The organism is Nocardia sp. NPDC058518 (genome assembly GCF_042719655.1).
In the GTDB taxonomy this organism is placed as follows: domain Bacteria; phylum Actinomycetota; class Actinomycetes; order Mycobacteriales; family Mycobacteriaceae; genus Nocardia.
The window spans coordinates 80,518-93,039 of record NZ_JBHXNJ010000001.1; the positions used below are offsets into that span (position 1 = coordinate 80,518).

At 65.9% G+C, this 12,522-nt stretch carries 7 protein-coding genes; all 7 read right to left on the reverse strand.

What is annotated here, in order from left to right; all coding sequences use genetic code 11:
- Positions 1–3 precede the first annotated feature (3 nt).
- The 7 genes from ACFWPX_RS00330 to ACFWPX_RS00360 all read right to left on the reverse strand — a co-directional run bounded on the left by ACFWPX_RS00330 (position 4) and on the right by ACFWPX_RS00360 (position 12,394).
- Positions 4–5,250 carry a glycosyltransferase gene (locus ACFWPX_RS00330; RefSeq protein WP_378924544.1) on the reverse strand — a complete coding sequence of 1,749 codons (5,247 nt, stop codon included), beginning with the start codon at positions 5,248–5,250 and terminating at the stop codon, positions 4–6.
- Between the two features lie 8 nt (positions 5,251–5,258).
- Entirely contained in the window at positions 5,259–6,641 is a 1,383-nt protein-coding gene (locus tag ACFWPX_RS00335) for a glycosyltransferase (protein ID WP_378924546.1), read from the reverse strand.
- Positions 6,638–7,450: a glycosyltransferase family 2 protein gene (locus tag ACFWPX_RS00340; RefSeq protein WP_378924548.1), complete on the reverse strand. Its 813-nt coding sequence runs from the start codon at positions 7,448–7,450 to the stop codon at positions 6,638–6,640. The genes ACFWPX_RS00335 and ACFWPX_RS00340 overlap by 4 nt, the downstream gene beginning before the upstream one ends.
- A gap of 423 nt (positions 7,451–7,873) precedes the next feature.
- A complete protein-coding gene (locus ACFWPX_RS00345; RefSeq protein WP_378913650.1) occupies positions 7,874–8,503 on the reverse strand; it encodes an MspA family porin in 630 nt (209 codons plus the stop codon).
- 939 nt (positions 8,504–9,442) lie between these two features.
- Positions 9,443–10,600 (reverse strand): fatty acid desaturase family protein, encoded by a 1,158-nt coding sequence (locus ACFWPX_RS00350; protein WP_378924550.1) that lies wholly within the window; start codon positions 10,598–10,600, stop codon positions 9,443–9,445.
- A gap of 158 nt (positions 10,601–10,758) precedes the next feature.
- Complete coding sequence (locus ACFWPX_RS00355) at positions 10,759–11,694, reverse strand: SDR family oxidoreductase (protein ID WP_378924552.1); 936 nt, start codon at positions 11,692–11,694, stop codon at positions 10,759–10,761.
- A 76-nt stretch (positions 11,695–11,770) separates the two neighbouring features.
- A complete protein-coding gene (locus ACFWPX_RS00360; RefSeq protein WP_378924554.1) occupies positions 11,771–12,394 on the reverse strand; it encodes an NADPH-dependent F420 reductase in 624 nt (207 codons plus the stop codon).
- Between the last annotated feature and the right edge of the window lie 128 nt (positions 12,395–12,522).

Here is a 12,522-nt window from a genome sequence, read left to right on the forward strand (position 1 = left end):
TTCTCACTCCGGTGCTGGTTGGGTCAGGGTGAACACCACGGCGTGCGTATTCCGGTAGAGCTCGGTGAATCTCGGTGACTCGGACAGGGTCTGCTGGATCCGCGCGAGCGCGTCGACCGGGAGGTCACCGGACAGCGTCATCCCGGCGCTCTGGCTGCGGGTGAGGATGAGATACGAGTGGTGATGGCGTTGCGCGGACATCATGTCGGCCAACTGCGAAACCGGCTCCGCGACAATGGCTTCCCGGTCATCGGCGTCGAAGGTGGCGAACCACATGTGGTCGTAGAACTCGAAATTCTTGAACGCCCAGGGAAATCCGCTCGTCGCGCCGATGACCAGCGACCCGCGCGGAGCGATGCCGTAGACGAACTGAGCCGCCGCGTATTCCTCCGGCGCGAAGTAGGCCGTTTGCTCCTTGCCGTAGTAGCCGAAACCGAACCCCGTCACCAGCAGCAGCAACACCACCGGCAGCGCCAACCGGCCGAGCCGGCGTCCGCGCGAGCGGGGCGCGTCGACGGCCGGGCGTGGGAAGAAGGCGGCCGCCGCGTAGAAGGCCACGAAGGGCAGCCCGAACAGGTAGACCCGGAAGACCATCTCGCCGCCGTAGTCGTTGCTGAGGATCAGCGGCAGCGGTGCGACGGCCAGTAGCGGCAGTGCGAGTTCACCGCGCCCACGGAAGCGCCGGGCGAATCCGATCACGGCCATGAGCCAGATCGCGGCGCTCAGCGCACGGTCGACCTCTGCGACCACGACTTGACTGCGGCTGCCCGCATCCAGATCGATGAAATTCGCCCCGGCATTCGACTCGGCGTTGCCGAAGTTCGCCAGCAGGCCGGAAAGGTTCTCGCTCAGCCAGGGCCCGGCGACGAGCAGATCCCAGCCGACCGTCATCGCGACCATGAGGACCGTCAGCACGAAAACTCGCCGCACGCGGAACACGGCGAGCAGACCCAGAGCCAGGATGACCATCGGCGCCGTCAACTGATGGGTGGGCACGATCGCCGCCATCATCGGCACGATCGCGACCACCGCGATCACCCGCCGGTCGACGGCCAGAGACTCCCGGCGCAGATACCGCAAGACCAGCGCCACGATCGTGAGGTACAGGAAGTTGGCACATGCCTGCGGGGCGAAATAGTCCTGGCCCACCCACGCGCCGAGGACGTAGATCACGATCGCCGACCAGATCAGGCGCCGGTCGGTGCTGAAGGTCGTGAAGATCAGATACAGCGGGCCGATCAGCAGCAGGTTGAACACCGGCGGCGCCCATGCGGCGTAGCCGAGCGAGGACTCCAATCCACCGGCTTTCACCAGCATCGCGTTGAGATTGAAGAACCCCGGCCAGAATTGGTACACCGCCAGCTCGTTCAGCGTGGTGTCGACGCCGTTGTGCCGCTGGAAGAAGTCGACGATGCCCACGTGCTTCCACGCCCACGAATAGCGGAGCGTTTCGTAGGTCACCGACGGCGTCGCATGCAGTATCGCGATCAGGACGACAACATGCGCGGCCAACAGCCGCGTCGTCGCCTTTGCTTGCACCAGCACACCGAAACTCACGAGGAGCACAGCCAGCGCCGCCCAGAAGGTGAACGGCAGCAGCGGCAGCAGGCCGTAGTCACCGATGCGATCGAGCTCGATGCGGGGCAGCGATACCAGCCACAATGCTGTCGCTACCGCCACGCCGGTGTAGCGCCAGGCCCCTGCCTGCCGAGAGGTGGGCCGCGGCGCCGGTGGGCGATGTCCCGCGCGGGTGCCTGCGGCATAGCCGATCGCGGTGGCCATGACCCCCACCAGCATCACGACCGCGGTGACGAAACCCCAGAGGCGCCCGCGCAATCCGGCACCGAGGTTGCGCAGCACCCCCAGCGGCACCGTCGACTTCAGATAAGACCGTTCACTGGCCAAGGCTCGATCGGAGCCCGCCAGAACGCTGACTCTCGCCTTGGACAGACCTTCGGAATAGCAACGTGAGCGGAAGTACGACCACGTGGCGCGCGTGCCGGGGACGCTGTGCCACACCCGCGCCGCGGGTTCGTACATGTGCACGCCATTCGGGTGACCGCGCTGCAGGCGGATGCACAGCTCGGTCTCCTCACAGCCGAGTGGCCGTGCCCCCACCCGGCCCAGATCCGTGTGGAATCCGCCCGATTCGACGAGCAGCTCACGCCGAAACGACATATTGGCGCCGATCATGTTGCGCACCGCCGCGCGCCCGGTGGCCATGCCGCGGTAAGTGCAGCCGACCACCCAGTCGAATTCTGGGGGAAACCAGGACGGCCGTGCGGTGAGCCAGTTCGCGGTGACCAGGCCGCCGACGCCGAGCACAGTGGGGTCGGCGTAGGGCGCGGCGAGTTCGGCCAGCCAGTCGGCGTCGGCGAAGGCGTCGTCGTCGAGGAACGCCACGATATCGCCTGTGCTGACCGCTGTTCCGGTGTTGCGGGCGCCGGACAGCCCTGACGCGTTGCGGTTCGGAACGACAGTCACGCCGGGCAGGGCGCGTGCGCGATCAAGTAGCGCTGTGTTGTGGTCGATCACCACCACGATTTCCTCAGTGGGACGCGACTGCGCCTGGACCGAGGTGACCGCGAGAACCAAAGTGTCCCAACGATCCTCGGCATAGGAGCAGATGACGACCGAGACGCTGAGCTGATCGGACCGCCCTCCGCAATCCGGTACCGGGGCCGGGGTGGTGTCGGGGTCCCATTCGGCTTCGAATTCCGCGAGATCCGCCGGTGCCGCAGCGGCTGCCGATACCGGCCGATCCGATCGATCGACGGCACCGACGAGTTCCATGGCGCGCTGTTGCGCCTCGAGTTTCGGAGCGAGGTCGGCGAACGCGCGCAGCACGGGTTCGGCATTGAGCGCCCACCAGACGCGGTGCTCACGATAGACGCCGCATTTGCGGGACAACGCCGCGACATGATGCAGCCAGGTCAGCAGGATCGCTATCCGCTCGTCCAGCGGGTCGCCGCGCGCCGCGGCACCGCCGACGAGGTCGAGCCGACGACGTTCGCGCTCGGTGAAGCCGCCTGCGCGCAACCGCCTGGCCAGCACCGAGCCGAGTTCGCGCTGTTCGACCGTGCAGGATGCCGTCAAGACCAGGTGGTAGGCGTCGAGCGCGCAGAGCCATTCCGGCCGGGCACCACCCCAGTCGATGATGGCGGTGACGCGCCCGGATTCCAGCATGACGTTGCCGCCGTGGAAATCTCCGTGCGCCCAGCCGGTCACCAGGATGTGGCCGGTCAGTGCGGCGCGCACCACGGTCCTGATCCGTTCGGCAGCGTCGATCGATGCGGGGGAGAGGGTCCGGCACATCTCGGTCAGAGTGTGCACGGGCTCGTCGACCCACTGGGTGAGCATGGTGTCGTCCACCACGGCGAGGCGTCCGGTGCGGCGGTGCAACTCGTCGATCGAGGTGAGCGCGAGCGTCGTCAGGGGCTCGAACCGCTCCGGGTGCGTGGTCAGGACCGTGGTCAGATCTCCTCGCGGATGGTACGTCTCGATGGAGGCCACCCCGTCGGCGTCGTCGCCGAACGCGAGAACGCGGGGGAGCAGGGGCCAGTCGGCGAGCGGCGAGTCGACGGACAGAGTCGCCAGGATCTCCCGTTGCCGACGCAGGTCGGCGGCGGCCAGCGGCGACCTGGCGACTTTCAGGACCGCGGTCGGCGGGCCGTCATCGTGACCGAGGTAGGCGACCGCGACATCGGTAACTGTCCGGACGGTCCGGGCGCGGGTCCATGCCTTCGAGGGCGGATCGGTGTCGAGCTGTGCGGCCCGGCGCACCAGGTCGCGACTCGCGTCGGCGGAATCCTGCCTGCGCAGCACTGCCCTCGCTCGGTCCAGAGTCTTCCGTCGGCGTGTGGCTCCGGCCGCCCTGAGCACGAAAAGTGCTGCCGCGCTGTGCAACCGGACCGGCAACGGCACTGTGACAGTCCTGCGGGGCGCGTCGACGGACCACCAGAGATCACGGCGCACGAGCAGTGCGCAGGCGATCGAGGTCTGGCTCAGCAGGCAGGCCACCCCCGCTCCGACCACGCCGACGAGGTCGAGCAGCACCCAGGCCAGACCGACGGTGAGAACGAAGTTCGATGCCTGGATCGTCAGGAGCAGACCCAACCGGCGATTCGCCCGCGCCGAACTGATCGCCGTCGAGACCAGCAGACCGGGGACGGCCGCGAACGCCAGCACGCGCAGCACATCGGCGCCCGCGCGGTACTCGCTACCGAAGATGGCGAGCACGACCGGGGCGAGCACGAGCACCGCGGCCACGATCGGGAGCACCAGCTTGGCGCCGTGGACCAGGATCTGGTGCACATTGCGGGCCAGCTGTGATGGATCGGTGGCGGATTCCGCGACAAGGGAAGTGCCGAAGTTGACGTTGATCAAGTGGATGACGTTCGCGATGGCCCAGGCGATCGAGAAGTAGGCGGTCGGCACGGGGCCCAATGCGTGGAGCACGAGGATGGGCAACAGCATCGCCGCACCGATCGAGCACACCGATCCGACATAGTCGACCCCCACGAAGCGAGCGATCTGCGGCATCGGCGGCAGCGTCTCGGTGGCATCCGCCGCCCGGACCCGGCGGGGGACAGCCCACAGGAACAGGTAGGCGCCGACGAGCACGACGACGGCCGCCGACGCCACCGTCCACGACGCGAAGATGCCATAGCGAGGCAAAGTCGCCGCCACGGCTACGACCAGCACCAGCTTGGCCACCGCGAACACGATATTGGCCAGCGGGACAACGGGAGTGCGCCGCAAGCCGACCAGCACACCGTCCTGCAGGACGAACAGGGTGACCGCGACCGTACCTGCGACGAACAGCACCTGGGCCCGGTCGTCGGACAGGAAAGTGGTGCCGGGCGCGATCACGCCAACCGCCAGCACCGAACCCACAGCGATGATCAGAGCAAAGGTCGCACTGACCACGTGCGCCCCCGCGATCAGCGAGGTCGTGCGGCGCCCCGCGGTCGGCACGAACCGGACCATGGCACTGGACAGGTTCAGCTGAGCGACCGTGGCTGCGAGCACCGCCATCGAAATCGCGGCCGCGTTACTGCCCACCGAGGCGGCGTCGTAATGCCGTGCGACGAGCGCCCAGAAGGCGAACCCGATCAGCGCCGACAGCCCGGAGCTGGCCGTCAGCAGTAAGCCGTTGCGCAGCAGCGGCTTACGCCAATCCCGGGCGAAGGTGCCGAGCATGGTCGGTGCGGGCGTTGCCGAAGCCGACAGCGCCCGTCGCCGTGCCATCCCGACACTCACTGCCGACCGCCCCGGCTACCCGCCGTAGTGCTCGCCCCGCGGGTACGCCACCGGCTGATCGCGTACGCCACCGGCCCGAACAACACTCCACGCTTCTCCAAACACGCGAGATCGCCCGGCAGCCCGTCGTAGCGGCCACGATTGCGATCCGAGGCCGCGCCGAAGGTGTACCCGAGCCCACGAGGCAATCGCCGCACCAGCCCCGCGACCATCGCGGGCTCGTGAATCAGCGCACTGGTCAGGTACGCGCCGAGCCCGACGCCATAGCCGTAGGCCTGATTGCGCAGCGCTGCCATATCCCGGTGGTGGCGGTGCCACACCACCGCGCTGGGCTGGTACACCAGCTGATGCCCGGCGACGACGACACGGAAGAACCCGGCCAGATCGTCACCGCCACGGGCGAACGTGCCTGCCCCGATCGCCGGGTCGAACCCGCCGAGCCTGCGCAAGACCGCGGTATCGAACGCCATATTGGCGCCGGAACCGAACCTGCCCGCGGTAAACGGGAACAACGGATCCGCGGGCCGGTTGAGGCTGGTGTCGAAGACGTGGAGTTCGAAGCCTTTGTCGAACCCGCCGTGCTGCTCGAGCAACAGCTGCGCAGGCGTTTCGAGTTGAGCGGGCAGGATCAAGCCGGTGACGCAGGCGACGTCGGGTCCGGAGGCGAAGCCTTCGGCGATCCCGGTCAGCCAGTGGCGGTCGACAACCACATCGTCGTCGACGAAGGCCACGATCTCGCCGCGGGCCGCGGACAGTCCCCGATTGTGTGCCGCCGCCAGACCACGCCGGTTCTCGCGGACATACCGCACGCGCGCACCGAAACGCCGCGAGATCGCCCTGGCAGTCTCCTCGGTGGTCGGATCGTTGTCGACGACAACGATCTCGAAGGCCGGATACTCCATCAGCAACAGCGCGTCCAGGCACTCGCACACACTGTCCGGCCGATCCCGGGTGGCGACGACGACAGTGATCACCGGAGCGTGCAGCAGCAACTCCTCATGCCAGCGCAGACACTGCGCCGACACCACCGGCTCGCACGCCACCTCCGCCAGGCACTCCACTCGAGGCAGCCCGTCCGCGGCCAAGTGCGCGTTGACGGCGCCGCCGACCGCCGCCCAGACCTCCGGGACATGCCTGTGCCAGGACAGGCCCAGCCGCCCATCCAGCACCGCGATCCCGACCGGGTGCCCGTGTAACCGCAGCAGCGCCAAGATCTTCGCAGGCCGCACCGACGGATCCGCGAGCACGAGTTCGCTATCCGGCACGCTCAGCTCGACATCGGTTCGCCCGATCGGCAGATCGGTCTGCTCGAGCGCACGGGCCGCACCCGCCTCCTTGAATTCCCTGTGCGGCTTCAGGTGCTTGGTCACGGCGATCATGACGATCCCATCGCGACGCCGGGAGGTGTGTTCGGCGCCGGTTGAGCACCACTTGCCCGCACGGTCTCCAGCCGATGACCACGCACCACAGTCCGCAGGACCCGGGTACCGTCGTGGATCGCGCGCAGGTTGGACTGGCCTGCCCGCCGCGGTAGCTCCAGGCTGGGCACCTCCGCGATCCGCAAACCCGCCTGCATCGCGCGCACAGTCATCTCGGCCTCGATCTCGAAGCCGGTCGCACACAGATTCAGATGCTCGAGATAGCGCCGATGAAACGCGCAATACCCGTAGCACAAATCGGTGAGGCGCGTGTGATAGATCGCGTTGAACACCATCAGCAGGAACCGGTTGCCCCAACGCCGGATCCGGGTGATGTCGAGTGAACCGCCGCCGCCGATGAACCGTGATCCCTTGACGAAGTCGTAGCCGTTTTCCAGGAAGTGCACGTAATGCGAGATCTCCTGCGGCGACATACTGCCATCGGCATCCATCATCACGATCACATCGCCTGTCGCGGCGAGAAATCCGGCGCGCAGCGCGCAACCCTTTCCGCTGCCCTGCTGCGGCACTACCTTGATATCGGGCCGGGAGCTGCGGGCGGTGATCAGCGTCGCGTCCGTCGAGCCGTCGACAAGGATGATTTCGGTAATACTGTCCGGAATCTGTTCCAGCACCCACGCGATATTGCGTGCTTCATTGCGCGCTGGAATGACCAGACTGACAGCAGTTTTCGGGGGACTGCTCGACCATTGATCCAGCGAGGGAGCTGATCCGCTGTCGGGATCGATCGCGGGGGATTGTTCAATCATGGGACACACCTCATCTGAGGACGCCGGTCATCACAACGGCGGCCGACGCAATAGGTAGTGAAAGCAAGTCTGACGCCGTGCCGTGCGAGCTGTGCACGGTGCGGCAAGGCTGCAGAATGCGAAATATCGCCTATCAGTTCAGTGGCGGTGAGTGCTCACCGTGATTGCCGCTGCGATGGCAGCGCGGGCGCTCTTGGCGCATTCGGGAGAATTCTTGAGCCATCTCCACTAACCCTTCCCGCGATGAGGTGGTCGAGAGCACCGGCGGGGTCTGGGACGGTGTGTGCTGACTGAATTGTCGCAACGACGGTGACGAATGTTACACCGGCTCGACCCGAGTGGACCGCGTGACGATCGGTCTCGCCGAACACACCGAGGCCGAACCGGTTTCGCCGGACGCGAGCCCGACCAGCGGCGCTGTGGTCAGTGGCTGGTGGCAGGGCCGTAGGCGACGACGGTGTCACCGGTCTCGCTGATGACGGTGACGTAGGGCCGGATGTTGACCGAGCCGACCGCGCCGGTCACCGAGGCGTGCACCGCGGACAGCTGGATGAATCCGGCACTGCCCGAGATCGAGCCGGTGGCGCAGTCGACGTCGATGATGCCGGGTCCGAACCCGAGCTCCATCTCTACGCCGGCTCTGGGCAGAAGGCTGTTGACCGAAAGGCCGGGGGAGCTGCCCCCGATCGACAGGCCGAGATCAGGGGTCATCCACTCGAATTTCAGCCTCCCGGCGAAGGACGCCGGGTAGCCGACTTGATAGCCGATGGTGATTCGGCCGCGAAAATCATCGGCGCCGGGACCGGATATTTGATAGCCGGCCTTACCGGAGTGGAACCACTCCCTGGTGAGGGGATTCCCGTCGAGCGGGGCCACGAAGTCGATTCTGGTGTCCGATTCGACCGCCTGTACGGTGCGTCCGGAGCTGTCGACAAGCTGGTTCGCGTACCCTGCCGCAGTTCCGGTGCCGGCGACCACCGTCGCCGATGCGAGGGCGGCCGTTACGACCATCGCATGGAACGCGCGGGTCAGCCATACATGTGTATCTATCATCGAGATCCTCGGTTCGCCGGTCGGCAATCGCACGCGCGAAGGCACACGACAGCTCGACACATTGATCCAATGCGCAAGAACGACAACGGTTCCGCACACCGGATTGGATAACTCGCGGGGACCCCGATCACCCGCATCATGCCCGGACGTCGAAACACCCGAACGGTGGCCGAGAACAATGCCACTGAAATGAGATCGCGCAGAATTTAATCCGCGCCCGGTTCAACGCTCCCGTCGCCGTCGGCAATTGCTCGCACATAGTCGTCGGGGTTAGGGACGACCATGGATCAGGGCGACGGGGCGGGGTCTCGGCGGCGTGCACCTAGGCGTCCTAGAATACCCAATCACCGCGCGATGGAAAAGCACTTTCAGCAACTGCGAATAAAACTGAACCGTGTGCCAGTTATCCAGCGGCGGTGGAAGATCCGCTACCGGCACGGCGGCTGTCGCAGCGGTGCAGGGGGATGCCAGGCGGCCGAACCTGATCAGCACGAGCTCAGCGGGGGTGCGGTACGCACCGCTCTACTTGACATAATGTGCATTATCGGCGTTTGAAGGCGGCCGGTCACGGAGGGTTTCGCGGGATGTTTTGCGGCGAGTGCCGAGTCGCACCGCGCGCTGAGTGCCGCTCCGCTGTCGCCGGTCCGGATTATCGTTCTCTGCGCACTAGCATTCGCTGCGCTTGTTTACGGCATTTCGCGATGCGGGACGAAAGTTGACGAAATTCGGGTGATTCTAGGATTCGGTCGATAAATGACCGTTCGGGCTGAATGTGCCAATCGGCAGATCTGGGCCCGATATCCCCGGAAATCCGATGCGGCCACCTGAAGGCTGACACTCCCCCGTCCACTTCCCCGGCCCCAATTCGTCACAGTGACGAAAGTATCGAGAGTTCCCGTGTGGCGCACCACACCGAAATGATGCGGTGCGCCATAAGTATCAGGCCAGGACAGGGGTGAGGCGGCGAGATTCGGCGGCTTTTTCGGAGCTGGTTTCCGGGGCGTCGTCGGCGTCCGCGGTGAGGTACTTATCGGGCAGCGAAAGTTTCGCGATGGTGCGCAATGTCAGACCATATTGACGGACCAGGCTGCCGGTGGTGTACGGCAGCCGATATTCGGCCGCGAGTTTGCGCACTTCACGTTGAATTTCGGGGAGTCGGTTGCTCGGCAGGTCCGGGAACAAGTGGTGTTCGATTTGATGACTGAGCGTGCCGGAAAGTATCCGCATCAGGGGACCGACCTCGATATTGGCGCTGCCCAGGTATTGGCGCAGATACCATTCGCCGCGAGTCTCGCCCTCGATGTCGCGTTTGGTGAACTTCTCCGCACCGTCGGGGAAATGCCCACAGAATGTGATGATCTGCTCCCACACGTTTTTGGTGAGGTTGGCGGTGACGTTCGCACGCATGGTCGATTTCCAGTTCCGGCCGGTCATCGCCGGGAAGACGACGTAGTCCTTGAGCAGCTGCTTTCCTGCCTTCTGGACGATTTCGTCACGAGCCTGCCGGAACTTCTTCTTGTCCTTCTTGCCCGCCAGCACGCGCGGGATCTCCAGGTGGTACACGCACATGCCGAGCTCATACAGGAGCGACACCGGGACAAGGTAGACGAAGTTCCCCAGGTGGTACGGGCGCCAGCGCCGGTCACGAGTGATGCGGAGAAGCCCGTATCCTTCGTCGGGGTCCAGCCCGAGCACGTTGGTGAATACGTGATGGCGGTAGTTGTGCGCTTCTTTCCAGTGCGCGGCGGGCATGGAATGGTCCCATTCCCAGGTGGTGGAGTGGATTTCCGGGTCGTTCATCCAATCCCACTGGCCGTGCATGACGTTGTGCCCGATCTCCATGTTCTCGAGCACCTTCGACAAGGTGAGCAGGCCTGTCCCCCACCACCAACTGCTTTTCCGGCCGGAGTCGAGCAGTACCAGGCGGGCGGCGATCTCGCACGCTCGCTGAACGCGGATGACGGTCTTGATGTATTGCGCGTCGCGCTCGCCCAAGCTGGATTCGATCCGCCCGCGCAACGCGTCCAGGCGCTGCCCGAACTCTTCGATATCGGTCGGCGAGAGATGTGTGTACGCCTCGACGTCAGATATAGCCATCTGCTGTTTCAACCTCTGTTCCGGTGCCGCACGCTGGGCGCGCGATCCTGGTGAGAATACGAACTCGAGGGGTCGATCCGGTGCGGTAAGCGGTAATTGGTTAGACATTACAGAAGGGGGCCGGGATTGCGGTGTCAGTGACCAGTGGCGCCCTGCCGTCAGTTGGCGGAGAAGTAATGGCCGTTGTCCAAATCAGCGAGCAGGCCGGGCTGAGTGGGTTCCCAGCCGAGGGTCCGGCGGGTGATGAGGTTGGACGCCGGGTAGCTCTGCGTGACTATGTTCGCGAGGAACCCGAAGTATCCCGGCACCATCAGTACGTCCGCGGGAACGCTCACGACGGGCAGGCCAAGACGGCTGCCGATGGCCTCGGCGATCTCGCGGAGCGGGATGGCCCCGTCCCCCACCGCGTGCCAATATTTGCCGGCCGGTCCCTTCTCCAGTGCCAAGCGGAACACGAAGGCGACATCGCGGATGTGCACGGCGTTCCATAGGTTCGCGCCGTCTCCGGGGTAGCCGACAAAGCCCTTCTCCTTCGCCAGCGCGATCAGCTGTACGAGGAAGCCGGCACGATCGGTTGTGCTGTGCGCGATGTTGGCAATCCGCACGATCGAAGACCGCACCCCCCGCTCGGCGAGGTCGATTACGGCGGTTTCCACGACGTTGCGAACCCGCAGAGTGCCCGTGTACTCATCGCCGCCGGGAAGGGCCGGGTCCTCCTCGGTGGCCGGTCGGCCAAGGTTCCCGGGCGAACCGATGCTCCCCGCCGCTACCAGTGGCTTTCCGGTTCCCGCGAGAGCCTCGCCGTAAGCGAGCATGATCGGGAGCTCCGCGGCGGCCACGGCGTCGAGCCCGCCGGACGGAAGCAGGTCCTGCCTGTGCGCGACGTGGATGACGCCGTCGGATTCCGCGGCCGCCTCCTTCAGTCCGTCGAGATCCTCGAGGTCGCCGCGACGCACCTTCGCACCGAGCGCGGACAGGGCCGCCGCGGCCGTGTCCGACCGGGCCAGGCCGGTGACCTCGTGTCCCGCGCTGATGAGCTCGGGGATGATGTACGAACCGGAATGGCCGGTCCCGCCAGTGACGAAAACGCGCATGCTGCTGTCCTTCTGAGGATGTGTGGTCTCGTGCCGTAGATCGACTGACACACGAGAAGTGGTGGTGCGGGTGCGCTCAGCCGCGAAGGTTGACGCCGAGCGAGAAGTTGAAGTCCCCCACGCCATTACGGGCCAGGCTGATCATCAGCACGGCTACCCCTTCCATCCAGCGCGCCACTTCCAGGCCGCCGGCATCCAGCGGGCGCAGCCCGAGGCTCTCGATGAACGCCGACACGCTCGCCTTTGCCCGCGCGTGGTCACCAGCGAAGAGCACGTCCAGCGGGCCGCCCTGGGCCAGGATGTGGCCGAAGACGGTGTTGAACGCCTTCACGACGTACGCGCCCGCCGGGGCGGCCTCGGCGATCTCCTGCGCGCCGGAAGTGCCGTCAGGGGTGACCAGCCCGGTGGCGTCGGCGTTGGCGGTGTTGGAGATGTCGATGATGACCTTGCCGGCCAGCGCGTCCCCGTACTTGGCGACGATCGGCACGGCGCCGGCGTACGGCACGGCGAGGATGACGAGGTCGCCGACCGGGGTGGTGCCGAATGTCCCGGCCGTGGCACCACCGCCGAGCGCGGCGGCCATTTCCTTGGCTTTGGCCGGATCGCGGCCGATGATCTCAACGGCGTTGCCGCCGGCGAGCGCCCGGTCAGCCAGAGTGCGGGCCATGTTCCCCAGGCCGATAATGCTGACGCTACTCATTGGTGTGCCTGCTTTCTGGAGCTGGATAGGACGCCGTGCCCATACCGTCCTTGTCAACGTTTGTCGTCGAATGACGTAATGAGCCCGGCTGAATTCATGAAATGTGCGTTCGGATTCCGGGCCCGGAG

What these genes read in the sequence shown, in the direction of transcription:
- ACFWPX_RS00345 (WP_378913650.1), bottom strand. Translation starts at nt 8,503, where the DNA reads ATGATAGATACACATGTATGGCTGACCCGCGCGTTCCATGCGATGGTC.
- ACFWPX_RS00340 (WP_378924548.1), bottom strand. Translation starts at nt 7,450, where the DNA reads ATGATTGAACAATCCCCCGCGATCGATCCCGACAGCGGATCAGCTCCC.
- ACFWPX_RS00330 (WP_378924544.1), bottom strand. Translation starts at nt 5,250, where the DNA reads ATGGCACGGCGACGGGCGCTGTCGGCTTCGGCAACGCCCGCACCGACC.
- ACFWPX_RS00350 (WP_378924550.1), bottom strand. Translation starts at nt 10,600, where the DNA reads ATGGCTATATCTGACGTCGAGGCGTACACACATCTCTCGCCGACCGAT.
- ACFWPX_RS00335 (WP_378924546.1), bottom strand. Translation starts at nt 6,641, where the DNA reads ATGATCGCCGTGACCAAGCACCTGAAGCCGCACAGGGAATTCAAGGAG.
- ACFWPX_RS00360 (WP_378924554.1), bottom strand. Translation starts at nt 12,394, where the DNA reads ATGAGTAGCGTCAGCATTATCGGCCTGGGGAACATGGCCCGCACTCTG.
- ACFWPX_RS00355 (WP_378924552.1), bottom strand. Translation starts at nt 11,694, where the DNA reads ATGCGCGTTTTCGTCACTGGCGGGACCGGCCATTCCGGTTCGTACATC.